The following is a 25,970-nucleotide window of genomic DNA, read 5'->3' on the forward strand; positions in this document are numbered from 1 at the left end:
CTTCGAACGGTTATGAATAAAAAATGGTCTGAGCTCAGGTTGCCTTCTCCACCGAGAGATATGAGGAACGGCAAGTAAACATTGAACTTGCCGACTCAGACCGAAAACATGCTTTTAGTGGGCTTTTACATAGACATTCTTGCGGTAGTACGACGACTCAGGGTTTGTCAGTTCGTAGCCGCCCACGTAAGGCTTGATGAGGTATTGATCGTTACCCGGACGATAAATAGGAATAATGGCCATGTCTTCAATCAGCATGCTTTCTGCTTGTAAATACAGTTCTGATGGGTTGCTCATGGTCTTTGAGCGAGCCATTAACTCGTCGTATTGCGGGTTGTTATAACGAGAATCGTTGTACTCGCCACTAGAAACGAAGATATCCAACCATGTAGAGGCTTCATTGTAGTCGGCCGTCCAGCCGCCGCGAGTAATGTCGGTCGGCTCTTTAAGTGCGTAGAACACTTTCGGTTCTAGCTGTTTTATTGTGACTTGCGCACCCAAACGGCTTTTCCACATACCTGCCATGGTCGTTGCCATTTTTACGTCCATCGAGAAAGTTGGTACGGTAAACGTCAACTTAAGCGGATTGCTTTTATCGTATCCAGCTTCTGACAGTAATTGCTGCGCTTTTTCGATACGTTTATGGCGGTTCCAAGTTGCGAACTCAGGAGTGTGAGATTTAAAACCATCTGTTTGAGGTGGCACAAGGGTATACATTGGAACCCCACCGTTTCTCAAAATAGCACTCGTTAACAGTTGACGGTCAATGGCATATGAGAGGGCTTTACGAACCCGCACGTCTTTTGTTGGCCCTTGTTGAGTGTTGAGGTAATAGAATGTGGAGCCAAGAGACGCACTGGTGCTTGCCACTTCTTGTGGGCGTTGTTGAATTAACTTTTTCTTCTGAGCGGCAGGAATGGAAACCGCTTGGTCTATCTCACCAGCTAGGTAGCGGTTTAGCACTACGTTTGCATCACCAATTGGTAGCCAGGTGACTTTTTCCAGCACTACATTGCTTGCGTCCCAATAATGTGGATTTTTAACCATCACCAGTTTTTCGTTAACTTTCCATTCAGAGACAGTAAACGCACCATTTGTAACGATATGCTCAGGCTGGGTCCAACGGTTGCCATGTTTTTCAATGGTCGCTTTATGAACGGGGGCAAGCACTGGATGACTTAATAGTTTCGTAAAGAAGGGAATAGGCTCTTCGAGTGTTACCTGGAACGTTTTTTCATCCAGCGCCTTCACGCCCAAGGACTCGGGTGCGGCGTCGCCTTTCATAATGGCTTGCGAGTTTTCGATATTTGGAATGGCCGCAAACCAAGCGTAGGGTGAAGCAGTGCTTGGATTCAGTAAGCGTTGCCAGCTGTAGACAAAATCTTGTGCAGTGACCGTTTCGCCATTTGACCATTTTGCATCACGTAAGTGGAAGGTATAAACCGTATTGTTGTCATTGACTGACCAAGACTCAGCAACACCAGGAATGGTTTTACCTTGCTTATCTTGAATGACCAGACCTTCAAACAGGTCTCGACCGAGATTGAAAGCGGGCTCTGCGGCTTGCTTGGCTGGGTCAATAGAAGTAACTTCAGCCCCATTGTTTAGCGTAATTTCTTGTGTCTCATCGAGGGTCACACTTACGGGATACGGCGCGGCATAGCTTGATGTTGCCAGTATTGGACTCATCATCGACGCTAATAAAAGCAACTTAGGTAATTTCATCCTTGTCTCACTCTTTTCATCCTGAAAGATGCCAAAAATGTATATTGTATAAATTGTCTACACAATCGAGTTTTAACATTACTGTAACAGGGTGTCAGGTATTGAGCTGTCTGGTCTCAAAAAGTGAGCTAGGGGAATTTCTTTGAAGATCTGATATCAAGTTGGCATGACGGGAAGTAATTTTGCTTCGATACAAATTAAAATCCCCTTCAAGCACAGGCTAGAAGGGGAAGATAGTCAGTCTGCTCTTCAAAAGGCACGACGTTAACTGACTAGGAAATGTTTCACGAACTCAGTGATTTTGACCATATCACTTACCGCGATAAACTCTTCTGTCGTGTGTACTTTTGCCATGCCAGTTGAAAGATTGACCGTTGTGAGACCTTTCTTGTTAAAGTTGTTGGCATCGCTACCGCCGCCAGTGCCTTTTGTGAAGGCGTCAATTCCCAACTCTGAAAACGCTGCTTTTATAGCGTTTACGTGCGGGTGGTTTTCTTCAATAACAAAAGCGTCGTAGGCTCGGCTAGATTCAATGTCGACTTCTGCACCGTGTTTTTCACAGACAGACTCTAATGTTGAGATCATATGATTGACCTGAGCATCTAGTTTATCGCCATTCAGGGAGCGTGCTTCTGCCACGATTTTTAATTCAGGCATAACAATGTTTGTGGCCTGACCGCCATTCACTATACCGATGTTGGCTGTCGTTTCTTCGTCGATGCGAAGCAGCTTCATTTGGTTGATGGCATCTGCCGCCACCATGATCGCACTGATGCCTTCTTCTGGCGCAAGCCCTGCATGTGCTGGTCGACCTTTGATTGTTGCCACGATTTTTTGCTGGCCTGGGGCTGCGGTCACAATAGTGCCAATAGGGCCACCCGTATCTAACACGATTGCTTCCGTTGAAGTGACGTGTGACATATCGAAGTATTGTGAACCGAATAAACCGCCTTCTTCATACACGGTGAAAGCAAGTTCTAACGTTTTGTGCTCAAGGTTTTCCGCTTGAATACAACGAACGGCTTCCATGATGGCAGCAATACCAGATTTATCATCGCCACCAAGAATCGTATTGCCTTTTGAACGGATAACGCCGTCTTCGATGATTGGCTCAATGCCAATGCCCGGTGTGACTGTATCCATATGACAGCTCATTAGGATAGAGCCGTCTTTTTTGCCGTCTAAACGGGCGTACACGTTAAAGCCGTTAGAAATGTGCTTAGGTACTGGAAGCTTGTGCACGGTAAAGCCTAGGTCGCCTAGCTGCTCTGCCAGTGTTTCTGCAATTTGTTTTTCGTTTGTTGATTCGCTATCGATACGTACCAGTTGGCAAAAATGTTCAACTAAGCGTTCTTGATTGATGTGTGTCATTAGAAGTCTCTTTTTCTGATCGAGCGTGAAGCCTTGTGGCTCGGCTCGATAGGGAACAGAGCACCACTTATGGCACAGTTACTTTTAAATAAAACTGAGGTGAATCAATAAAGGGGTATCCATGACACGATTCTGACCGATGAGCCTTTCGAACTGTATGAAGCGTCACGAAACATTACTTTTGATGTTTTGCAGGAGCAAATGAATAAATCGGATAGAGATAGGGTGCAATAGATTTTCCATACCCTTTTACTTTTTGAGTTACGTTGCCAAGATAAAATGCCAAAGTAACAACTTGTTTACATTTTATGTGTTGGCGTAAAGCCGAAAATATCAATCTAATATATTGAAAATAAGCAGTTTATTTGATGTTTACGAAAGTAGATTCGACGCGCCTCCTGTGTGTAACATATATTTTACAATTGTGCGTAAAAATCGCCAAGGTAAAGATTTCTCCCCACGTATTCCAATTTCTCAAGACCTGCGCCAAGTTAGAAAAATAAGTCCAAACAAAAGCTACTGAGACAAGGAGAAAGTCATGGTTGATGCATATAACCCACTAGGAACAGACGGATTTGAGTTTGTTGAATATACCGCTGCTGACAACAAAGGCATTCAACAGCTTAAAGATCTGTTTATATCGTTAGGTTTTGCGGAAATTGCAAAGCATCGCTCAAAAGAAGCGTGGTTATATCGACAAGGTGACATTAGCTTTATTGTGAATGCGCAGCCGCATAGCCAAGCTGAGGGATTCGCCAAAGTTCACGGTCCGTCAGTTTGTGGCATGGCATTTCGTGTGAAAGACGCCACCGTTGCTCTGGCGCATGCGTTAGAGAATGGCGGTAAAGAATATAAAACGGAAATTGGGCCGATGGAGCTTAGCATTCCTGCTATTTATGGCATCGGTGAAAGCTTGCTTTATTTTGTCGACCGTTATGGAAAGCAGAGTATTTATGATGTCGATTTTCGTTTTTATGATGATGCTGATGAGCGTTTATCAAAAGCGAATGTTGGTCTTTACGAAATCGACCACTTAACGCACAACGTTAAGCAGGGCAACATGGATGTCTGGTCAGGTTTCTATGAGCGCATTGGTAACTTCCGCGAAATTCGTTATTTCGATATCGAAGGTAAGCTGACTGGTCTTGTCAGCCGTGCGATGACCGCACCTTGCGGCAAAATCCGAATTCCTATCAATGAGTCGTCAGATGATAAATCGCAGATTGAAGAGTTTATCCGTGAATACAATGGCGAAGGTATTCAACACATCGCATTGACCACAGACGACATCTACGAAACGGTCAAAACATTGCGTGAGCGCGGCATGGACTTTATGCCAACGCCAGATACTTACTACGAGAAAGTCGATCAGCGTGTTGAAGGCCATGGTGAAGATGTAAGCAAGCTTCGTGATTTGCAGATTCTTATTGATGGTGCGCCAACGAAAGATGGCATCTTGCTACAAATCTTTACTCAAACCGTTATCGGCCCTGTGTTCTTCGAAATCATCCAACGTAAAGGCAATGAAGGCTTTGGCGAGGGTAACTTTAAAGCGTTGTTTGAATCGATAGAAGAAGACCAAATTCGACGAGGAGTATTGAGCGATGCATAAATGGATCACATTCCCTCACCGGGAGGGAGTGTGCTCTAAACAAGCGCATGCTGACTTCCCGGAAGAGGCAATTTATGAACGTGAGGCAGGTCGAAGTGGCTTCTTCGGCCCCGCAACACATTTTCATCATCAACATGCCCCAACGGGGTGGTCTGAGTGGGAAGGCGAGCTACGTCCACGAGCATTTGATTTTAATCTAGTCGAGAAAGCCAGCCATATTACCCCTTGGGCAGTCCCGCATCTATTACACAACGCGAATTGTAAAGTTCGTGTTTGGCGTATGGATGAAAAAATGGACTTCTTGGTGAGAAACGCGGATGGCGACGAACTGCTATTCATCCACCAAGGTACGGCAGATCTCTACTGTGATTATGGTCATTTTAAAGTGAGTGAAGGGGATTATGTCATGATCCCGCGCTCAACGAGCTGGCGTTTAGAACCAAGCGAGCCGATGTTCATTCTGATGATTGAAAACACCGATGCGGCCTATACATTGCCCGAAAAAGGCATGGTTGGAAACCACGCGGTGTTTGATCCAGCGGTTTTAGAAACGCCGTCGATCAACGATCAGTTCCGTGCTCAATATTCTGAGAATCAAACACAGGTTCAGGTGAAACGCCACGATAAAGTCAGTGTTATCACTTACCCATTCAACCCGCTGGATGCGATTGGGTGGCATGGTGATTTGGCGGTAGTAAAAGTGAACTGGCGTGATATTCGTCCACTTATGTCACATCGTTACCATTTACCGCCTTCTGCACATACTACATTTGTAGGATCAGGATTTGTGGTGTGCACCTTCGTTCCTCGTCCAATTGAAAGTGATCCTGGAGCGCTCAAAGTACCGTTCTACCACAACAATGACGATTATGACGAAGTCTTGTTCTACCATGCAGGTGATTTTTTCAGCCGTGACAACATTGAAGCAGGCATGGTGACATTCCATCCAGCAGGATTTACGCATGGTCCTCACCCGAAAGCATTCAAAGCAGGGCGAGAGCATAAGAAGACTTTCACCGACGAAGTTGCGGTCATGATTGATACGCGTCACGCACTTCAGTTTTCGGATGAGCTGGAAAAAGTAGAAAACAAAGAATACGTCTATAGCTGGCAAGAGAAGTAAGAGGCAAGGATGAAATTAGCAACCAAGAAAAATGGCACTCGTGACGGTTTGTTGATGGTCGTGAGCAAAGACTTAACGCGCTGCGTACCTGCGACAGAAATTTTCCACCCTATGAACTTAGCACCGACGATGCAGGTGGCGCTTGATAACTGGGATACGCTAGCACCACAACTGGAAGAGCTATACGTTGCACTGAACAATGGCACGGTTGCAGGGTATGAAGAGTTTGAAGCGCACTACTGTGAGTCGCCGCTTCCTCGCGCTTATCAGTGGGCTGATGGCAGTGCTTACGTAAACCACGTTGAGTTGGTTCGAAAAGCTCGCGGCGCTGAAATGCCAGAGAGTTTTTGGACGGACCCGTTGATGTACCAAGGAGGCTCTGATGCCTTTATTGGACCTTGTGACAACATCGAGTTTGCGAGTGATGAATGGGGTATTGATTTCGAAGGTGAAGTTGCTGTGGTAACTGGTGACGTACCAATGGGCGCGAGTGTTGCAGAGGCTCAGGAGTCGATTCGTTTGATCATGCTGGTGAATGATGTCTCACTGCGTGGGCTAATTCCCGCAGAATTAGCTAAAGGGTTTGGTTTTTTCCAATCTAAACCTTCTTCTGCGTTTTCTCCTGTGGCAGTAACACCAGACGAACTAGGCGATGCGTGGTACGAAAACAAAGTGCATTTACCATTGGTCTCGACCTACAACCACAAGCCGTTTGGTCGCCCGAATGCAGGTATCGATATGACGTTTGATTTCGCAGACTTAATTATTCACGCGACTAAAACGCGCCCGCTATCTGCTGGGGCGATTATAGGCTCAGGTACGGTATCCAACAAGCAGGGAACGGAACATGGCACTTCTATTGAAGAAGGTGGCGTTGGCTATTCATGTATCGCGGAAGTTCGCATGATTGAAACCATTCGTGATGGTAAGCCGTCGACTAACTTCATGTCGTTTGGAGATTCAATCAGATTGGAAATGTTCGATGCGGATGGCAACAACATATTCGGCTCGATTGACCAACAAGTTAGCCAATATCTCAAGCACTAACAATGCTGGTTGGGAGACGATATGAGCGATAGCATGATTTTATACGGATACTGGCGATCATCGGCGGCGTATCGTGTGCGTATTTGCTTGAATCTTAAAGAGTTATCGTATGATTCAAAATCGGTACACTTGGTGCGCAATGGTGGCGAACAACACAGTGACGAGTACCATGAGTTAAACGCTTCTGAACTGGTTCCTTTGCTGGTGGATGGGGAGGTTCAGTTAACCCAGTCACTGGCGATCATTCAATACTTAGAAGAACACTACCCGGATGTCACTGTGATCCCCGAGCAAACGCCGCTTCGATACCAAGCGCTAGCTTTGGCTCAGGATATTGCAATGGAGATTCATCCCCTGAATAACTTAAGAGTTCTACAGTATTTAGAGGGGGAGCTAGCTTGCGAACCAGAGCGCAAAGTCGCTTGGATTCATCACTGGATCCACAAAGGTTTTACAGCATTAGAAGAGAAACTTCAGAAGCATCGTAAACTAAATGGTGATTGCAAGTTTAGCCTGACAAGCTCGCCATCTATTGTCGATATTTGTCTGGTACCACAATTTTATAACGCACAACGCTTTGGTGTAGATACCTCTCTTTATCCAACCATTAACGCTGTTGTGCAGTCATGCAATCAACTGCCAGCTTTTATTGATGCGATGCCAGAGAATCAGCCAGACGCTAATAGTTGATTCTTAGCATACATAATGTATTAACAAAATTTAAACGAGCCAATCCAAGTGTGTGATTGGCTCGTTTTTATTGGTGAGCAAAATTTTCTGTTTCTCGCTATCGTCGTGGCGCCTCAAAATTGCGAGGTTTTGTTGCTCTGCATAACATTTCCATTTACGCTTTGAGCAACGAGTTGTTTTGGATGCACTTTATTTATGACCAACATTTTTATCATTGTTGTTCTTCTGGTTTTATTCTTCTTTGTTATTCAAAAGTACGTGATTAAGCACGATGACACGCGTGATTATCCTTATCGCTCGAAAGGCCCTCTGCTCAGAGGTCAAGAGGGTGCGTTCTATAATGCGTTAAGAGCGGCGGTAGGGGAGCATGCCGTAGTATTCGCGAAAGTAAACATGTCCAGTTTGGTTACGCCAAAAGAAATCAAAAATAAGAAGCAGTTTTTTGTCGCGAACAATCGTATATCTCGAAGCTATTTTGATTACGTTATTTGTGACCCAAGGACACTAGAGCCGCGCGTTATCGTTGAATTGGATAATGGGCAGGAGCTAAACAAGGGTAAGATAGAAAGACAAAAGTTATTGATTCATGTTTGTAAGACGGCCAACCTGCCTTTAATTGGCGCCTCGATAAAGCACAGTTATCAAGTTGGGCGATTACGTCGTTTGCTTGCGGCACACATTGATTTGATTGAGCCCGATAAAGAAGTGCGTTTTTGTAAAAAATGCGGCAGTCCGATGATCATTAAAACCGCAAGCCAAGGTGAGTTCAAAGGGAGACGTTTCTTTACTTGTAGCCGTCAGCCGAATTGTACATACACCGAAAATTATAACGTTGTGTTTGAGGCGGACGACTAAACACGACAATTAACCAGCAGAAACAAGGGGCTTTGATTAGAGATGATCAAAGCCTTTTTTGTATCTGTCCTCAAGGCAAGACCTATACTTTGAAAAAGAGTGCAGAATAGGGCAGCCATATGCGATACGGATGGATTTTGTCAGCATTGTTCATCGCATCTAATGTTAGTGCGATACCTAATTTGAAACCACTAGAGTGTGAATTGACAGAGACACCCCAAGATCATTTCTTGTTTTACCGAGAGCAAATGGTTTACCACAGTGAGCAGTTTGTCATATTTCAAAACTTCAAAGGCAGGGTGAGCACTCAAGTGGATGTTAAAACAGGAGAGTTGATCCGTACAACCTATATCGGCGAACCATTTAAACCTAAATATCAGATTTTGTTTGGTACTTGCCCTAAGGTATCGCAAACCTTACAGATTTGGATGCTCAGTGAAGTGCCTTACGACAATTAAGTGAGATAATAAAAGTTATATAGATCACACTTTTAAACCCTACAGGCCCAGTTCTTGTCGATAAAATCATCTGAAAACGCGTGTTGAGTTTACATTTTCGCCAAACGGTTCAAAGTTGGCAAATTTGTGCTTGCACCGTCGTTCGCTTATAGCTAATATCCTCGTCGTTCCAGAGAAATGCGTCCGTAGCTCAGCTGGTTAGAGTATCGCCTTGACATGGCGGGGGTCGGTGGTTCGAGTCCACTCGGACGCACCATTCTGAATTGAATGGTTAGGAACACAAAATTTGGGTCCGTAGCTCAGTTGGTTAGAGTACTACCTTGACATGGTAGGGGTCGGCGATTCGAGTTCGCCCGGACCCACCAAATTTTAGAAAAAGCCCACCTTTTGGTGGGCTTTTTTGTGTCTGTAATTCATTGATACTCAAGTAAAACTACTTCTTTTCTTGTCCCTTGTTTTTGCTCTGCTTTAGCCCCTTGTTAGAGATAAAAGCGCACTACTTGATCCGCAACACTACCTCAAAACCCTAAATGCAATGCATAAGGTGTATACGCTTCAAAACCACTAGAGCCGTCTATAAATTATGTTGCGTGCCACTAGCCGTGGCATTAGAGACACTGACTATTAATCTAAATTATCTGGCGTGTGAAGATTGGTGCCGCATATTGTACATTTGTAGTCACCAGTCGCTTCGCCTTCCATTAATGAGCTAATTATTGCTGCAAATAGACCTGAGAAGAAACCTTTAGCTTTTTTCTCGGTCTTTTCCTGCGCTTTAGAGAAGCTTTCGTACCGATGTAGCGTTACTTCTTTACAATTACAGCAAAACGCTCTTGTCTCCTCAGAACCGTACATTTTTACCAATTGATTTACTCCCTGTAAGTTAATTTCCCCAAGTGGCGTTATGTTCAAGGGTAAGTCACACAAGACTGATGTGTGACTTACCCTAAACACTAAAACTAACGTAATGTAAAACACCACATGTTATGAATGATTATTTAACGCCTTGTTATCCGAGCTTGCTAACTCTGCTGATTGAATTGTTGTGGCAATAAGCTCTTCAAATAGCTCTAATTGCCCAGCAGGTATCAATTGATTTTGTATAGCTTTTCGTTTGTTTGAGTCAAATAGCCGCTCTGTTAACCAACCAATTAGATACATCAGTGAAAGACAGCCACCGGCCGTCGCTACATTACCGTCTATCACGAGAGGCAGATCCTGAACATCTCCTCCCATACTTTGTAGAACAGCCTTTGCATCTGGGTTTGTTGTTAATCGCTTGCCTTTTAGTAAACCGAGTTCATGGAGGATGAATGATCCCGCACAAATCGAACCTATTAGCTGCCTATTTGGATCAAGATTCAACGCCGACATAAATTCAGCATCTTTTAAAGCGGCTGGAATACCCCGTTTGCCGCTTGTAATAAGAACGACATCTTGATTCGTCACCTCAGAAAGGTGTCCGTCTGTTTTAACTTTCATACCGAGGTGGGAATGATGTTCAGATTTAGTTCCAAGTATACTTACTGTCCAACTGTCGGTTGTGCGCCCCAGCAAGTCATACATAAGAAAGAAATCGACATCCGTGAAATCATCAAATAAAACAACGCCGATTTTATACATAACATTTATCCTTTTGGACTTACTCGTAAGTCGCAAAATGTGTAGTAGGAGGGGAGGGGCATTCGATACACAAGCTTCTGCTAAGCACCTTAAATACCAAAGGCGGTGCAAACTAACAATGCCATGTGTACCAAATCCCTATTATAAAACTTTGTTATGTTTGTTTTATGAGCCCGCCCAGAAAAACTCAACCCTAATACCACTTGGGTCGTAACACATTAAATGTTTTGCGGGTCCTGTTTTAACAAGCTCGGGACCAAACTCAATTTCGATTCCCGACGCCATAAATTGATCACGCAACTCATAGAGTTGCTTCTCAGTCTCTACGAGTAAAGCTAAGTGATGCAAACCAATATTCGTTTTTCTGTCAAATGGAGTGGCGGCATCAGCCTTAGCCGCCCATAGTGTAAGCATGATATGCCCATCACTCACAAATATTGCCGGGTAGTCTGGATTTCTTTTTACTTCACTCCAACCTAATTGTTCAGTGAAAAACTTCGCGCTTGCTTCTAGGTTAGATACGGTTAAACCTACGTGGTGTATGCCTTTTGTTAACACAGTCACTTTGTTTCCTTACTCGTTTTAATGGCTATCAAACAAAGATAACTCGATAAAAAGTAAGCATCAATACACATATATTGATTAACTTCGTCAATCTATTCGAATACGGTAATCCAACTGGAAACATAACATTGTAAACAAGAAACCCAATCTTGAACTAAAAATTAAACTTAGAGTTCATTCTTAAGTCCTGTATTAATCAAATACATTAATAGCCATAATATTTAAGCCAGCCTATAGGGCATATCATTCCATTAAAGGTTTGAATGTTCTTATTCAAGCTAACGTCTTCCAATTTGTAACAGTGAACAACATTACTAGTCGAAGTAGATGCTGGTGTTGAATACGTCACAGGTTTAGAAGCGTTTGCTTTATGTATTTCATGTGCTCGCTGTTGGTCTATCGCCACTTGATTCTTATGATTGTTAACTTCTCGCAATCCAGATTCTAGGGGTAGGTGCCAATCCTTACATGTTGTTCCTAAACCATCATTCTGAGACTGATATTCTGATAACGCTACACGAGCTTCATTTACAGACTGATCGATATCGGACTGATCGACTAGCCAAGTAGAAAAAGAATAGTTAATGGCCTCTCGATAGTTTACGGATTGCTCTAAGCTATAAGCATCGGAGTGAAAACAGGCCTCTACCACTGCCCATTGAGTCGATAGGTTTGATAATACGTTTTCAGGTATAGGCTGAAGCTGGCTTTGCGTAGACTGGCAACCGGTTAGAAGAAAAGGGACAGAGAGTAGTTTTAGAAAAAATTTTTGGTTCATTTTAATTTTAAAATTAGTGCAATCTTTTTCATTATCATAATACAGGACGATTGAAGAAAGTAGCATTTCTATCAGTAAGGGAATATAGCTAACGTACTGATAAGGTGCGAGTAAAGCAATGCCAAAGCCCTTAACACACCTTAACTACGAATACTACCGCATAACAAAGATGCTATGCGGTAGCGGTAGTATTCAGGCTTGAACAGTTTGTCGCACGTTGCTCTCGCCTGACAGCACGGAAATTCTCTCAAAATCTCGACTCGGGAAGTCAGGGTCTACGTACACAAACATACGACTTATCATTTTTCCTTCAAACTCAAATACACTACAAAAACGCCCTGTGGAAACTTTGTTGTCCGGCCAAGAGGTACCATCACTCATTACGCCGCCTTCCTGTCCTTCAACAATGACCTTGTTTCCAGCAGTCGTTATTTGAAAGCCGTCTATGTCGTGCCAGATACTAATCAACGAGCTACCAATCCTATTGCCAAACTCCACTAAGGCACTCTTTCCTTTCGCTTGCCCAAATTTAGGAAAGAAAAAATCAACATCCTCTGAGAATAGATCCAGATAGCTAGGATCACCGGCATCTATTTTCTCGAAATACTTAACTACTAGCCCAACTAAATCGTCTTTTTCCATAATTATTTCACACCCATATTAGCTTTACGCACAACGCAGGGTTAAGTAGTAAGCGGAGCGACCACTCAACCTGAACGTTTGCATCTTAAACACCGAGTACATTTAAACTGAAATTGCCAAGAGTTGCGAATCTTATTGAAGTGCTTTGTTAGATGTAATCCGTTTAGCCTACGTATACTCCATTGAAGTACTCGACGCGTTCTAACGTCATTCTTAACTTACACTCTTCAATCTGGACACCTTGCCAGGGTGAGGGTGTGGAAGACAGGCCCGTAAATTCACATTCGGCGTCTCTGTATTTTAGCCAAGCTCTTTGGGCCTTTCGAAATGGCTCTACCAGTTCGGTCTGAGACCATGTTTCCCTTAGTGCTTTTTCTTCCTCACCTATTCTAGCGATTGCTTCCTTGTAACTTTCGTTAAGCTCTTTATCTGCAGATTCCATCTTCTTTTCTACACACTGATAACCAGCCATAACGCCACCGCCTTTTACTTTGCAGGGATCTTCAACATCAGCAGAAGCCAAGCAAGGTAAAGAAACCAACGCAAATATCATAAGTAATTTGTTCAAAATTGCCTCCAAGCTCCGAGTGCTTGTTAAACCGTTATCAGCTATTTTTCCTTTTTAATCATGCAGCTTTTTGTCTGTGCCTTCAAAGATAAAATAGAAGGTTAGTGATTCTAGTGCCTAAATAGAAGGTAAAAGAGATTGATACACGGGTTAAATGACGCCTTAATCTGAGTTACTTTTAGTGGGCGTTTTGTATCAATCTTTTCTGTGGAATCATTAGTTTGATGGCGTCTGAGGATGTTAATATGACTCCCATGGAATTTATTATCGCCCTGAAACACCTAGGTTGATTTAAGTGGTGACTATTCCCCTCCAATCATGGAGTTGATTCAAAGGTAGGGCGATAAATGTTGCGATTCGTAATAAAAATTTATGCCAAGTGCAGTTCGCTATCGCGGCTTATATTGAGTTGGGCAATAACCTCTAATGATGTCTGAGTTTCGTAGCTTGTTGTGTTTTGTATTGCGCCCCGAAACCCTTTTACGCCACAATTTAAAGCTACTTGATTTGAGCCGGCTACGCATAAACTGAATCACGTCGGATTCATTCAAACCAAATTGAAATTCGATAGCCTCAAATGGGGTGCGGTCTTCCCATGCCATTTCTATTATTCTTGACTCAGTTTCCGAGGTCAGTTTCATTTCAAATAACCTATTTTAGAAAAGACATTGTTACGACGGAAATTGAGTCTTGGTTCAAATGTTCTTATATGCGTGCTTAGTGTTTAGCGACTTAACACCTACAAAAACTTCTCAATGAGGACTTCGTCTACGTATTTCCCACGAACTTTTGCATGCTTCTTCGCGGTCCCTACGATTTCGAAGCCTTGTTTGAGATAGGCTGATAACGCTCGCTCATTATCGCTGCGAACGTACGCAAATAGTTTTTCGTAACCCTTTTGTTTGGCTACTTCGAATGTCGATTTGAAAAGCTGTTTAGACACACCTTGGCCACGAGCACCGTCACTAACAAACGTACCAATTATGCCAACATGGTCAAAAGCTTTTGTATATTGTGCAAAGGGCTCGATATTTTGGAAACCAATGACTTGTGAGCTATTTTCGGATAAAGCGACTGTAAACACGCCCCGTTCTGGGAAATGAGTAATGAACTCTTTTTCTTCTTCAGGTGTGAAAGGCGTATCTAATACAGTGTATAAACCTTCAATAATGATGGGATTGAGGACGTTTGTAATGCCTTCAGCATCACCTAAAGTTACCTGACGTACAATTAAATTCATGCCACTTAGCTCCTATTAAAATTAGGGCTGTTTTGTACATGAGTTGGAGACTTGCGGCAACAAGTAACGTCATTAAGTCGTAAAGAATATATCTATTACACTTAAGCGGCGGTTAATAGTGCTGATTGTTACTTTAGTATTTCTGATATATCACTTTTTAAGTGACGGCTTAACTTCTACAGAATATTTCCACATCACGATCCCGTTTTCTACAAGATCATAACTCGCGCTTTGAGCCTCGGAGTTGAGTACAAATACCGGCATTTCCATCCTTGACGTAGCGCCATCTCGGTTGCATGACATGGTAGCTTCAAGCTGTATGCTATTTTTGCTCGGTTCTGAAAGGGTTCCTAAGTACGCGCAGCCGTCGACAAAACTGGTTTTGCTTTTTCCTTTAGAGGATATTTCAAAAGTCGGAAAAATGAATGTTGATTGAGGCTCTGTTACTACCACATTGACTTGATAGTTCGTCGCTGAAAAAGCATTGAAATGAGCTCCAAGCATAAGTAAGAACAAGATTTTTGATTTCATAAACTCTTCTTTATTTCGATATTACTAGTTTGGTTACGGCGCTATTAAGGTGACCACTTAATCTAAAACTTTACTGCGGAAGCATTAAAAAGGATACAAAGGTAGAGTAGTTGAATATGGTTAATCGGCCGTAAATAGTTTTATTAAGCGATCTTACATACCTAAAAGAGGTAAGTTCTTTCGCTTTTGATAGGTTAATGCTAATTCTAAACAGGTCTTGATTGAAGCTTCTGGCAAAGGTGCTGATAAAGATAGAATTATTGCTCGATTACCCTGAAACTCAAGTGAGTCACTATACAGTTCGCGGAATGTGTCGACGAGCTTAGTTTGGCAATTAAAGAACAGATAATAACGACTAGGCGTTTTCTGTTTCCAATCCATCCTTACCGGGCTACCTGTTTTCACACTGTAGCTTGGCTCTCCCCATTTTAGAGATTCTTCAACTTCCCCCAGTTTTAATTCAGAAGCGATAGTTAAGACGATATTTCGTAGCTCTTCTATCCGAATACGCACATGTTTTGGATACTCATCAAATCTTGCCTTCACTGCATGGTTCATTGGTATCTCCTATAAATAGCGCTTTTTTGGGAGGAAGCCCAAGCGTACTTTGGCTATGTAGCAATTACATCATAATGTTATTAATCAATAAATCTAGCACATAGCCAAAATACCAAGCGTAAGGGTTTCCCTCGGTTACGTTTAGGATGCTCTGGGTGAAAACATGATGATTGACATGCCAAGCATAGCGACAGAAACCCCCACTATGTCCCAGAGCGTTGGTCGAACGCCGTCGATACACCACAACCATAGAATTGCGACAAAAATATAGACACCTCCGTAAGCGGCATAAACTCTGCCAGTTGCGGTAGGATGTAAAGATAGAAGCCAAGCAAACATAGCAAGGCATAGCGCTGCTGGTACCAAAAGCCAAACTGACTTATCTTCCTTTAACCAGAGATAAGGTAAGTAGCAGCCTAATATTTCTGCAATGGCGGTTATAAAGAAAAGCCCAATGGTTTTGACTTCAGTCACTTAAACATTCCTATCTTTCTCTACAAATATATGATTCTTGTTAAATGGGCAATTGTTCGGCTCATTACATTTCGCCCAGCTTAATCTTGGATTGAGCCTCACTCACGGTTTGTTTACCGAATAACAAATCCATCATCGAAATGATTCGTTTGTTGTCTTTACCCCATTTATCTGGATTCGCGCTGTTTGGTGCTTTAAATTCAACTTGTCCTACTTTTTCGTTATTTTTGTAGGCTTTGATCTGAGCATCAGCGATAAATGTTCTAAAATCCCAGCTCCAGCGTGATACGTAAGTAAGTGTCAGCTCAGAGCTAACAGGAGGAGTGCCATCGCTTACGACTGTGCATTTATGGGCGGTATCCAAACACCAGTCTTGCATCGAATCTAAGAAAACATCTCGCGTGGCGTTGTCTTTTACGATGGTGATTTCCTTGCTCTGATTTTCTTTCGAGATTGTTTCTACCGTATACTTTGGTGCCGCACATGCGGCTAATAGAATAGGCAAGCTTAGAATGATGAGTTTTTTGTGCATCTTATGTCTCTTTTTTTAAATTTATATATTCAAACAACTTCAAGATACTGAGTTCAACGAGAATAACTAACAAGCATGGCAACTGTTATTAACAAAACCTTTAGAGTAGAAGGGTTTGTTTCGGGAGTATGCCAATGTCTCGAAGCAAATTATTAGTAAGAGATTGCTATAGCGTTATGTTAACTCTTGAACTTATGTCCGTATCAATGTCCAGAATTCTTCGCATTGAAGTTTTTGAAGTGCAATTCTAACGGAATTTTAAATTGCTGCATAATGCTCAATTAAGAGGAATAGGGGAGCTTATCGTTAAACATAACGTGTAGTGCTGTAAATTGCCCCCTAAGACTAAGCTAAAAGGGCCTAATGTTTTAAAATAGCTTCTTGTCTATTCTGTTGTGTGAGTTTTCAATGTTGTCTCATACTAGCCACTTAAAAGAGCGCTGTAAGAACTCGTCTGCATTATCAAGGACGATTTCACCGTGAGCCATAACCAATATATTAGGTTTCCAAGACAGCAATTTATTTAAGTGTTTTCGAGCCTCTTGTTTGCTAAACATAAAACTTAGGCGCCAATCCAAAGGCATTTTTCCATTCGGAGCAAGAATACCGGCCCCTTTAGCCACAAACCGCTGCCAGTAGTTAAAGTCCTGGCCAGAAAAATTCTCGACGAGGTCAGTAACAATTAAGGTCTTTGAAAGTCGATGATAAAACACACACTCTTCCATTAATGGAGAGCCAGAAAATAGTTCTTGTTCAATCTCAGAGTTCCAAGCATTACCGCCTTGGTTAAGTGAAGCGTGAAAGTGTATATCACGGCACTTCTTGATGACTTCATCTGTGCCATAAACTTCTGCGCTAGGATAGGCAAATACCCATTCAGATAAGAACAAGAGGTGTAACTGATTAGGAGCGATTAAGTATTTCACTTGGCCTAGATTGTTGATTTGCTCTTTAATCGAATTTGATAACTGAATTGGACTATGAACCCAAAGGCCACCATCAGAAAGCCTAACAATAGTCATACGAGTGGTGTATGGGAGTCCTAAAAATTGGACGGGATCTCCATCAAATATCCATATCTCTTGGGCTAACTTTTTCATGTCTCTCCAACCGTTAACACTGTATTAAGGCGGCATTTAAGTTACTCAAAAGCTGCCTTGTTGCACAATAAACGCTTCGCTAAGCGTAAACCAAAAATATTAGGTTTACCAAACCCTTATTGAGTGCAGCTGTACATCTTTGAGTATTTTTATACTGAACGAACGTAAAGTAGTTTTAAGAGGATCATTTGACTTGATAGAACAAAACCCCGCTATTTTTGAGCAGGGTTTTGCAATTAGATAAAGGGGCTAACCGATGATGAAGAAGAAAATCGCGGTTGCAACAATACCAATCAACGCATAAGGAAACTGTGTGGTTGCGTGTTGCATTGCTGTACAGCCCGAACCTTGTGCAGATAACACGGTTGAGTCACTAAAGAAACAAGAGTGGCTCCCTGCCGCTGATGCTGAAAGCAGCGCTGCAACGGTTAAGTGTAGAGGCACACCAAGCTGTTCGCCCAAAGGTAGAACAATTGGCATCGCTACTGCAAACGTTCCCCAAGACGATGCCGTTGCAAATACCAACGCGCCCGTAATCATAAAGATAATCGCCGGGAAGTAAGACGCTGACAGGTAAGGGCTGACGGTCTCAATGACATACTGCGTGACGCCCAATGAGTCGTTGACCGATTTCAACATGAAACCACCAATAACGGTCGCAAGCGGCAGTAGCATAACCTTAATGCCATCATAAACAGCTTCGAACATGTCGTTCATCGAGATCAGTTTTTGTGCGCCGTAAAAGCTAATAGTAAAGATTAACGCGACGAAAACACCAGCAAGTAGATCGATACCAAAATACCAACTTGCGGCAACAAGTACGATCATTGGTAACAAGAAGTTGACAAGGCCCATGGTTGGGTTGGTATGTGCAGATACATCGGGACCAAAGTCGACATCTGTTGCACCGTCTGGACGAACTTGACCATTCTTCGCACGCTTTTCTGCCTTTTTCATCGCACCTAGATCTGGGATCTTTTCCATTGCAACCAGCAAAACAATCACCAGCGTTACCCAGCCGTAAGCCATGTATGGAATAGCTTCAATGTATGCTTTGATACCATCTCCCGCTTCTGCTACTCCGTTTGCTTCTAGCAACGAACTGAAGAAAATTGCCCAAGTGGAAATCGGTACGAGGATACAGATAGGCGCGGCGGTTGAATCCACAAGATATGAGAGCTTTTCACGCGAGATTTGGTAGCCGTCCGTAACTTTTTTCATTGAGGAAGAAATTGCAATCGCATTCAAATAATCGTCGATAAAGATCAGAATACCTAAAGCAAAGGTCATCAGCATCGATTGCTTACGGCTTTTTACTTTCGTGACCAGCATGTCGGAGAAGCTTAAGATACTGCCGCCTTTCTCCAAAATAGCAATTAGGCCGCCCATCAAACCACAAACGAGGATGATCCAAGCAATAGTTTCATCCATCATTACACTCATGGAAATATCAACAATCTGTTCCACCGCTTCAGTTGGGTTAAGCAGAAGAACACCGGCAATAGCGCCGCTAAAGAGGGCTTCCACAGTTCGGTGTGTTGTCAGCGCAAAGACCAATACCAACGCCGTTGGTAAAAGACTCATCCATCCGTAGGCTTCGCCTTCCTCATGGTTCAAACCGATTGTGGTAAAAAAGACAAACGTCGCAACCGAGATTAAAGAAACAATAATGTGTTGAGAGTTGATTTTAAGAGGCGCATCCAGCGCCTTGGTCTGCGTAGTCATAAAGTTCATTTCCTTTGTTTATGCCGAGTGCAACATCCAGTCGATTTCCAATGGAGTAATCGCTCGCTCAAATTCTGCGAGTTCACTCTGTTTGCAAGCTAGATACAAATCGATAAAATCTCTTGAGATGTATTGAGCCAGCTCACTGTGCTCCAGTCGCTCTAGAGCTTCTGACATACGCAGAGGTAACTCAATTGCATCATCACTGAGAGTCGGTGGACATTGATCTTTGGTGTAGCTTTCACTCGCTAATACTGCGGAAAGTACTACTGCAGCGAGAATGTATGGGTTAACGTCAGCGCCTGCTATACGATGCTCTATACGGCGATTTTTGCTATCGCTGATAGGCACACGCAACGCAACACCGCGGTGGTTTTCTCCCCAATCGGCTTTGGTTGGGACGTAAGCGCCAGGAACAAAGCGACGGTAAGAGTTAACGTTAGGACAGATTAGGGCCATGGCATCGGATGTTTGTGACAGCATCGCTGCCATGGTTTGATAGAAGAAGGCGCTCGCTTGACCGTCTGGTTGGCTAAAGTGGTTGTTACCATCTGTATCAACCAAGCTGAGGTGAATGTGCATGCCATTACCCGCTTGCTCACTAAAAGGTTTCGCCATAAATGTGGCGTCAAATCCGTGCTGATGAGCGACCTGGCGAATCAAGCGTTTTGCGATGATGATTTCATCACATGCTCGAAGCACATCTTTAGAATGGTTGAAGTTGATTTCGAACTGCCCTGGTGCCGATTCAGATAGGGCTCCGGAAGTGTTTAAACCTTGTTCTAATGCAATTCGATTAAGGTCGGCCAAGAAATCAGCGTAGTCATCTAGTCCATCAAGGTCGTAAACCTCGGTATCTTTTTCTCGAGTTTTTTTCGTGGGGTTAATTGCCGTTAATGGTTCGCCATTTTCGCCGCGGGTTTTGTCTATTAAATAGAACTCCAGCTCGAGCGCGACGCAAGGATATTGGTCTTTAGCATGCAGTGTTTGCAATATAGAAGCGAGAATGTTTCGGATGAACAGTGGGTTAGGGTGCTGCCCGGTTTCATCCATCATACTAAGCAGTAGCTGACCAACTTGTTCTTTTGCCGTCGGCATTAAGGTGCCGCTGATTGGATAGCAGAGATTATCTGGTTCTCCGAGATCTTCTCCCAACCCGGCTGTTTCAACGACGTTACCTTTGGTATCTAGGGTGATGGTCGAAAGGGGGAGGGCAACACCTTTATTCAGTTTTTCTAGAGCATCTATCGGGATGCGTTTTCCTCTTGGGGTGGCATTTATATCGGTAAAGATGAGATCGATAAATTCAATATCGGGCCATTTTTGTTTAAAATTTTTTACTTCCTGTAGATACGATTCCATTTTCTTCTCCAAATAGCCTGACGAGTAGAAATTAGAAATAACCAAATTAACAAATAAATTACAGTACTCTGAGCGAGTTGTTTGTTTTTTAGGTTATTTTTAATTTAAACATGCACTTACACTGTGTTTTTGATGTTTAACGGCTGGTTTTTATGTCTTTCTGTTAACTATTTTGTAACAGTTGGTTTTGTTTTGTTCAATATAATGAGCATAAATATTCAGTTTTGAAGCCTGAAAAGTGCGTCAGATCACGTTGTGACGATAATAATGGTCATCTGTGTTGATAATTTTGTACATGGTTTGTAGGGTTTGTGTTAAATAAATTGAACACGGACATATCATGGCAGATACACACAAACCCATCATTGGTGTGGTTAGCTGCGCTAAAGAGTTGGGTGGCTATCAGATACAAGCGGTCAACGACTTTTACCTTCGCGCCATAAAGGATTTTGGAGGACTACCGATTATGTTGGCTCCCGACATGTCGGGCGATGACGTAACCACCATCCTAGACATATGTGATGGTTTTCTTTTTCCTGGCAGCCACTCTAACGTTGCGCCACATCGATACAATGCAACGCACGAAGAGAGCTACAAAGATGAAGCTCGTGATGAGCTCTCATTCACGTTAATTCGTCATGCGGTTGACCAAAACATTCCGTGCCTTGGTATTTGCCGCGGCTTTCAAGAGATGAATGTCGCACTTGGTGGCTCGTTAAACCCAGCCGTTCATGACTCCGGCTTCAATGACCATCGTGAAGCGCCTGTTGAAGATTTCGAACAAAAATACGCGCCAGCACACGCTGTACTAGTTCAAAAGCAGAGCTTATTTGAACAATGGCTGGTGCAAAATCATTGGGAAAATACCACCTTCTTTGAAGTGAACACACTACACAACCAAGGCGTCGATCAGCTTGCTCCTCTATTACAAGTAGAAGCTAAAGCCCCGGATGGCTTGGTAGAAGCATTTAGTCTTCCTAATCAAAAATTTTTCGTTGGCGTGCAGTGGCACCCAGAATGGGAAGCAAAAACCAATCATTTCTCTCAAATTTTGTTCAATGAATTTATGATGGCTACCTCTCGTTAAACGTTTGGAGCTGTATGAATGGACAATCAAGAGATTGGTAAAAATATTGTTCAGTTACGAAAAAAACATGGATTGTCACAAAGGGAACTAGCCGAGCGCGCAGGTATTACCCACAGTGCAATCTCATCCATTGAAAATGGCAAAGTGAGCCCGTCGGTCAGCTCACTACAAAAAATCGTTAATGTATTTTCTTTATCGTTATCAGAGTTTTTCACTTTTGAACAACCTTCGAACGATGAAGTGAAAGTAGTCATCAAGCCGTCAGATCTTGTGGAAATCGGGAGCGAGACGGTGTCCATGAAACTGGTAACGAATGGTGACAAAGATCAAGTCATCGGATTCTTGATCGAGGAATACGCACCTTATGGAACCACTGGTGCGGCAGAAATCAAACACGAAGGCGAAGAGATTGGCACCGTATTAGAGGGTGAAATCACTCTGGAATATAAAGGGCAATCTCATGTCATAACAGCGGGCGAGTCGTACATTATTGATACGACGAAGCCCCATCGATTTACAAATCACACAGACAAGGCTTGTCGAATGATAAGTGCGCATACGCCAACCACATTTTAGTGGGGGCTTGCCTTGTGTGATCACAAGGAGAGCGTATGAAAACCCAAGAGCAATGGATTGAACTAAAAAACAATCTAAACATCGAAAACAGGGCGTACATTAACGGTGAATACAGTGCCGCTTTAACAGGGCAAACCATCCCGGTAGTTAACCCAGCAACAGACGAGATATTCACCGAAATCGCCCGTTGCCAAAATGAAGATGTTGATCTCGCAGTTTCATACGCTCGCCAAGCATTTCAGTCCGGTCAGTGGAGCGAGAGCAGCCCAGCTCATCGCAAAGCAGTGCTTAAACAGTTTGCTGACTTGATTGATCAAAACCAAGAAGAATTGGCTCTGCTAGAAACGCTTGATACTGGTAAACCTATCTCTCACAGCTTCTCAACCGATATTCCTGGCGCAGCAAACTCTTTACGCTGGTACGCAGAAGCGATCGACAAAGTGTACGGCGAAGTTGCCCCAACCGAAAAAGATGTACACGCTTTTATTTCTCATCAATCAATTGGTGTGGTTGCTGCGGTTGTACCGTGGAACTTTCCCCTTTGGCTTGCGTGCTGGAAGCTTGGTCCTGCTTTAGCCGCTGGTAACAGCGTGATTCTAAAACCGTCAGAAAAATCTTCTCTCACCGCGATATTTCTAGGTCAACTTGCTTCTCAAGCGGGATTACCAACAGGCGTTTTCCAAGTCGTTACGGGTTTTGGTCATGAAGCTGGCGACGCGTTGGCGAAACACCAAGACGTAGACTGCATCGCCTTCACAGGCTCGACGCGCATTGCAGGTCAACTGATGGTCAGATCGGGTGAGAGCAACCTAAAGCGTGTGTTTGCAGAAGCGGGCGGCAAGAACGCGAACATCGTGTTTGAAGATTGTGATGATTTAGACCGCGCAGCAGCAGACACCGCCGCAGGGTGTTTCTACAACCAAGGTGAGGTGTGCGTCGCGGCAACCCGCCTGCTTGTTCACGAAAGCATCAAAGAGCAGTTTATAGAAAAAGTTATTCAAGCGTCGAAAGCGTTCACGCCAAAAGACCCAATGGACCCAAGTTCATCAATGGGTGCGCTCATTGACCAAGATCATAAATCAAAAGTGTTGGAATACATCTCGTTAGGTGAATCAGAAGGTGCAAACGTACGTTGTGGCGGCGATGTCGATGGGCAGGGCGCATTTGTTTCCCCAACTATTTTAGACAACGTCGACAACAAGATGCGTGTCGCTCAAGAGGAAATTTTTGGTCCGGTGCTGTGTGTCATTCCATTCAAAGACGAAGCGCAAGCAATTGAGATCGCTAACGATTCGAAGTACGGCTTAGGCGCGGCACTCTGGAGTAGCAATATCAACCGCGTTCATCGCGTAGCAAAACGACTGCAAGCTGGCTCGGTTTGGGTCAACAACTATAACGAAGGTGACATGACGGTTCCATTTGGTGGATTCAAAATGAGCGGAAACGGTCGAGACAAGTCTCTCCACGCGATTGAAAAATTCACCGAAACCAAAACCACTTGGATTCGCCTCCATCCTTAAGCCTGCTGACGATTACGATAAATAAAGGAATAGTTCTATGAACAAGCATACGGATTCGTTCTACGCGCACTCTGTGCCAAACATGCCGGAATACCCACAGTTGCAAAACGACATCGAGTGCGATGTGTGTGTAGTCGGTGCGGGATTTTCTGGTCTTTCTTCTGCACTACACCTTGCAGAAAAAGGTTTTAAAGTCGTTGTGCTAGAAAGCGCAAAAGTGGGCTTTGGGGCAACTGGTCGTAACGGTGGCCAAATCGTTAATAGCTACAGCCGAGATGTTGACGTGATTGAAAGCCGTTACGACCAAAACCAAGCTAAAGCTCTGTGCGATATGATTTTTGAAGGCGGCGATATCATCCGTGGTCTGATCGACAAATATGATATCAACTGTGATTACAAGCAAGGTGGCTTGTTCACGGCACTGAACAGTAAACAACTCAAAGGGCTAGAAGAACATAAGAAGAACTGGGAGCGTTACGGCAACGACCAACTGACTCTGCTTGACGCAGGAGAGGTAGAACAAGCGGTAGGGACGAAAGTGTACACTGGCGGTTTGCTGGATATGCGCGGTGGTCATATTCATCCGCTGAAACTGGCATTAGGTGAAGCCGCTGCGTTCATTTCTCTAGGTGGTCAAATCTTTGAGCAGTCGGCGGTCGTGTCGATTGACAAAGGGATTAACCCAGTAGTCAAAACGGCGCAAGGCAGCGTGAAGAGCAAGTACGTGGTACTGGCAGGTAACGCCTACCTTGGTGGTTTGGCACCAAACATCAGCAACAAAGCGATCCCGTGCGGCACACAAGTGGTGGCGACTCAGCCTTTGAGTGATGAGCAGCTCAAACAAGTGCTGACCAGTGACTACTGTGTTGAAGACTGTAACTACTTGCTTGACTACTTCCGCTTAACTGCCGACAAGCGTTTGTTGTTCGGAGGTGGCGTAGTTTACGGTGCACGTGACCCAGAAAACATCGAATCACTGATCCGTCCGAAGATGGAAAAAGTTTTCCCACAATTGAAAGGCATCAAGATTGATTACACCTGGACGGGTAACTTCTTGCTGACTTACTCACGCATGCCGCAATTTGGCTCGTTTGCAGACAACATTTACTACCTACAAGGCTACAGCGGTCACGGTGTAACGTGTACTCACCTAGCAGGCAAGTTGCTGGCTGAAACCTTGACTGGACACGCTGAACGTTTCGACGCGTTTGCTGCACTGAAACATTACTCCTTCCCGGGTGGCCGCCACTTCCAAATTCCGTTTACGGCAATGGGCGCGGCTTACTACAACCTACGTGACAAACTGGCGATTTAAGAGATAAGGAATATCCAATGAGCAAAGTGGTGAAATTTGCAGCCCTTCAACTGACGAAAAGCTGGGATCTGGAAGATAACCTAGCCAAAGCAAAAAAGGCGATTCGTGAAGCAGCACAAAACGGTGCGAACGTGATTCTTCCGCAAGAGCTGTTCGCTGCGCCTTACTTCTGCAAAAAACAGGAAGCAAAGTATTTCGAGCTTGCAGAAGAAACGGAGAATTGTCGTCTTATTAAAGAGATGAGTGCGTTGGCTAAAGAGCTCGGCGTCGTTATTCCAGTCAGTTACTTTGAAAAAGCGGGCAACACGTTTTTTAACTCGCTAGTGATGATTGATGCCGATGGTACGGTACTAGATAACTACCGCAAGTCACACATTCCTGATGGCCCGGGCTACAGCGAAAAGTACTATTTTAGCCCTGGCGATACCGGTTTCAAAGTGTGGCAAACCAAGTTCGGTAAGTTCGGTGCTGGCATTTGTTGGGACCAATGGTTCCCAGAGCTTGCGCGCAGCTTGGCTCTGCACGGCGCGGAAGCGATTTTTTACCCAACTGCAATCGGTTCTGAGCCTCAAGATCCGACACTGGATTCACGTGACCACTGGCAACGTACAATGCAAGGTCACTCGGCAGCAAACCTCGTTCCAGTGATTGCGTCAAACCGAGTGGGCACTGAAGTCGATGATGGTATCGAGACGACGTTCTACGGCTCTTCTTTTATCACTGACCACACTGGTGCAAAAATTGCCGAAGCACCGCGTCAAGGTGAAACCATCATTTACGCAGAAATCGACCTAGCTACGACAGCGAAAGCGCGTCACGCGTGGGGCTTGTTCCGCGACCGTCGTCCAGACCTTTACACCAGCGTTGGCAAACTAGCCGTTTAAAGAGGCGTTA

28 protein-coding genes and 2 tRNA genes are annotated in these 25,970 nt (G+C 43.9%); 13 read left to right on the plus strand and 17 right to left on the minus strand.

Annotated elements, in window-relative coordinates; translation table 11 throughout:
* Window positions 1-114: 114 nt before the first annotated feature.
* Window positions 115-1,725, minus strand: coding sequence for a peptide ABC transporter substrate-binding protein (locus R8269_RS05475; protein ID WP_017820902.1), 1,611 nt, complete (start codon window positions 1,723-1,725; stop codon window positions 115-117).
* A 264-nt stretch (window positions 1,726-1,989) separates the two neighbouring features.
* Complete coding sequence (locus R8269_RS05480) at window positions 1,990-3,096, minus strand: M20/M25/M40 family metallo-hydrolase (protein ID WP_017820903.1); 1,107 nt, start codon at window positions 3,094-3,096, stop codon at window positions 1,990-1,992.
* 538 nt (window positions 3,097-3,634) lie between these two features.
* Between R8269_RS05480 and hppD the strand changes: the two genes are divergently transcribed.
* From hppD to R8269_RS05520, 8 genes are all read left to right on the plus strand, one after another.
* On the plus strand, window positions 3,635-4,708 hold the full coding sequence (gene hppD, locus R8269_RS05485; protein ID WP_005377835.1) for a 4-hydroxyphenylpyruvate dioxygenase: 1,074 nt from the start codon (window positions 3,635-3,637) through the stop codon (window positions 4,706-4,708).
* Entirely contained in the window at window positions 4,701-5,831 is a 1,131-nt protein-coding gene (locus tag R8269_RS05490) for a homogentisate 1,2-dioxygenase (protein ID WP_318222476.1), read from the plus strand. Before hppD ends, R8269_RS05490 begins: the two co-directional genes overlap by 8 nt.
* Before the next feature lie 9 nt (window positions 5,832-5,840).
* A complete protein-coding gene (locus tag R8269_RS05495; protein ID WP_005377833.1) occupies window positions 5,841-6,878 on the plus strand; it encodes a fumarylacetoacetate hydrolase family protein in 1,038 nt (345 codons plus the stop codon).
* Window positions 6,879-6,899: 21 nt separating this feature from the next.
* Window positions 6,900-7,568 carry a maleylacetoacetate isomerase gene (maiA, locus tag R8269_RS05500; protein ID WP_005377832.1) on the plus strand — a complete coding sequence of 223 codons (669 nt, stop codon included), beginning with the start codon at window positions 6,900-6,902 and terminating at the stop codon, window positions 7,566-7,568.
* 195 nt (window positions 7,569-7,763) lie between these two features.
* Entirely contained in the window at window positions 7,764-8,423 is a 660-nt protein-coding gene (locus R8269_RS05505; RefSeq protein WP_005377831.1) for a DUF2726 domain-containing protein, read from the plus strand.
* 119 nt (window positions 8,424-8,542) lie between these two features.
* Window positions 8,543-8,881 carry a hypothetical protein gene (locus tag R8269_RS05510; protein WP_005377830.1) on the plus strand — a complete coding sequence of 113 codons (339 nt, stop codon included), beginning with the start codon at window positions 8,543-8,545 and terminating at the stop codon, window positions 8,879-8,881.
* A 179-nt stretch (window positions 8,882-9,060) separates the two neighbouring features.
* A tRNA-Val gene (locus R8269_RS05515) sits at window positions 9,061-9,137 on the plus strand.
* A gap of 32 nt (window positions 9,138-9,169) precedes the next feature.
* Window positions 9,170-9,246, plus strand: a tRNA-Val gene (locus tag R8269_RS05520).
* 259 nt (window positions 9,247-9,505) lie between these two features.
* Here R8269_RS05520 and R8269_RS05525 read toward each other — a convergent pair.
* From R8269_RS05525 to R8269_RS05595, 15 genes are all read right to left on the minus strand, one after another.
* Entirely contained in the window at window positions 9,506-9,736 is a 231-nt protein-coding gene (locus R8269_RS05525; RefSeq protein WP_017820907.1) for a hypothetical protein, read from the minus strand.
* A gap of 129 nt (window positions 9,737-9,865) precedes the next feature.
* Window positions 9,866-10,504 (minus strand): DJ-1/PfpI family protein, encoded by a 639-nt coding sequence (locus R8269_RS05530; RefSeq protein ID WP_054574092.1) that lies wholly within the window; start codon window positions 10,502-10,504, stop codon window positions 9,866-9,868.
* Between the two features lie 165 nt (window positions 10,505-10,669).
* On the minus strand, window positions 10,670-11,068 hold the full coding sequence (locus tag R8269_RS05535) for a VOC family protein (RefSeq protein WP_031780991.1): 399 nt from the start codon (window positions 11,066-11,068) through the stop codon (window positions 10,670-10,672).
* 205 nt (window positions 11,069-11,273) lie between these two features.
* The gene (locus R8269_RS05540; RefSeq protein ID WP_258639152.1) at window positions 11,274-11,912 is read right to left on the minus strand and encodes a hypothetical protein; all 639 of its coding nucleotides are present in this window, start codon (window positions 11,910-11,912) and stop codon (window positions 11,274-11,276) included.
* A 126-nt stretch (window positions 11,913-12,038) separates the two neighbouring features.
* Window positions 12,039-12,488, minus strand: a complete 450-nt coding sequence (locus tag R8269_RS05545) for a nuclear transport factor 2 family protein (protein ID WP_005377826.1) — start codon at window positions 12,486-12,488, stop codon at window positions 12,039-12,041.
* 163 nt (window positions 12,489-12,651) lie between these two features.
* Window positions 12,652-13,041, minus strand: coding sequence for a lysozyme inhibitor LprI family protein (locus R8269_RS05550; protein ID WP_054865629.1), 390 nt, complete (start codon window positions 13,039-13,041; stop codon window positions 12,652-12,654).
* A gap of 404 nt (window positions 13,042-13,445) precedes the next feature.
* Window positions 13,446-13,697, minus strand: coding sequence for a TIGR03643 family protein (locus R8269_RS05555; protein WP_005377824.1), 252 nt, complete (start codon window positions 13,695-13,697; stop codon window positions 13,446-13,448).
* A 98-nt stretch (window positions 13,698-13,795) separates the two neighbouring features.
* The gene (locus R8269_RS05560; RefSeq protein WP_017633971.1) at window positions 13,796-14,296 is read right to left on the minus strand and encodes a GNAT family N-acetyltransferase; all 501 of its coding nucleotides are present in this window, start codon (window positions 14,294-14,296) and stop codon (window positions 13,796-13,798) included.
* A gap of 150 nt (window positions 14,297-14,446) precedes the next feature.
* On the minus strand, window positions 14,447-14,827 hold the full coding sequence (locus R8269_RS05565; protein ID WP_318222477.1) for a hypothetical protein: 381 nt from the start codon (window positions 14,825-14,827) through the stop codon (window positions 14,447-14,449).
* 153 nt (window positions 14,828-14,980) lie between these two features.
* Window positions 14,981-15,385 (minus strand): DUF1801 domain-containing protein, encoded by a 405-nt coding sequence (locus tag R8269_RS05570; RefSeq protein WP_017633973.1) that lies wholly within the window; start codon window positions 15,383-15,385, stop codon window positions 14,981-14,983.
* A 141-nt stretch (window positions 15,386-15,526) separates the two neighbouring features.
* Window positions 15,527-15,859, minus strand: coding sequence for a YnfA family protein (locus tag R8269_RS05575; RefSeq protein WP_005377819.1), 333 nt, complete (start codon window positions 15,857-15,859; stop codon window positions 15,527-15,529).
* Window positions 15,860-15,923: 64 nt separating this feature from the next.
* The gene (locus tag R8269_RS05580; RefSeq protein ID WP_005385757.1) at window positions 15,924-16,391 is read right to left on the minus strand and encodes an Sbal_3080 family lipoprotein; all 468 of its coding nucleotides are present in this window, start codon (window positions 16,389-16,391) and stop codon (window positions 15,924-15,926) included.
* Window positions 16,392-16,807: 416 nt separating this feature from the next.
* Entirely contained in the window at window positions 16,808-17,491 is a 684-nt protein-coding gene (locus R8269_RS05585) for a DUF4336 domain-containing protein (RefSeq protein ID WP_258476684.1), read from the minus strand.
* 249 nt (window positions 17,492-17,740) lie between these two features.
* Entirely contained in the window at window positions 17,741-19,216 is a 1,476-nt protein-coding gene (locus R8269_RS05590; RefSeq protein WP_005377816.1) for a Na+/H+ antiporter NhaC family protein, read from the minus strand.
* Window positions 19,217-19,234: 18 nt separating this feature from the next.
* Window positions 19,235-20,578 (minus strand): glutamine synthetase family protein, encoded by a 1,344-nt coding sequence (locus R8269_RS05595; protein ID WP_053306915.1) that lies wholly within the window; start codon window positions 20,576-20,578, stop codon window positions 19,235-19,237.
* Between the two features lie 340 nt (window positions 20,579-20,918).
* Here R8269_RS05595 and R8269_RS05600 point away from each other — a divergent pair, with 340 nt between their 5' ends.
* From R8269_RS05600 to aguB, 5 genes are read left to right on the plus strand one after another with little or no spacing between them, the layout of a single operon-like run.
* Window positions 20,919-21,665 carry a gamma-glutamyl-gamma-aminobutyrate hydrolase family protein gene (locus R8269_RS05600; protein ID WP_005377814.1) on the plus strand — a complete coding sequence of 249 codons (747 nt, stop codon included), beginning with the start codon at window positions 20,919-20,921 and terminating at the stop codon, window positions 21,663-21,665.
* 18 nt (window positions 21,666-21,683) lie between these two features.
* Window positions 21,684-22,241: an HTH-type transcriptional regulator PuuR gene (puuR, locus tag R8269_RS05605; RefSeq protein ID WP_005377813.1), complete on the plus strand. Its 558-nt coding sequence runs from the start codon at window positions 21,684-21,686 to the stop codon at window positions 22,239-22,241.
* A gap of 35 nt (window positions 22,242-22,276) precedes the next feature.
* Window positions 22,277-23,761 (plus strand): aldehyde dehydrogenase, encoded by a 1,485-nt coding sequence (locus tag R8269_RS05610; protein WP_053306913.1) that lies wholly within the window; start codon window positions 22,277-22,279, stop codon window positions 23,759-23,761.
* Between the two features lie 37 nt (window positions 23,762-23,798).
* Window positions 23,799-25,076, plus strand: a complete 1,278-nt coding sequence (locus R8269_RS05615) for an NAD(P)/FAD-dependent oxidoreductase (protein WP_053303134.1) — start codon at window positions 23,799-23,801, stop codon at window positions 25,074-25,076.
* Between the two features lie 17 nt (window positions 25,077-25,093).
* Complete coding sequence (aguB, locus tag R8269_RS05620) at window positions 25,094-25,960, plus strand: N-carbamoylputrescine amidase (RefSeq protein ID WP_047100674.1); 867 nt, start codon at window positions 25,094-25,096, stop codon at window positions 25,958-25,960.
* Window positions 25,961-25,970 lie beyond the last annotated feature (10 nt).

It is taken from the genome of Vibrio sp. Vb0667, from assembly GCF_033391095.1.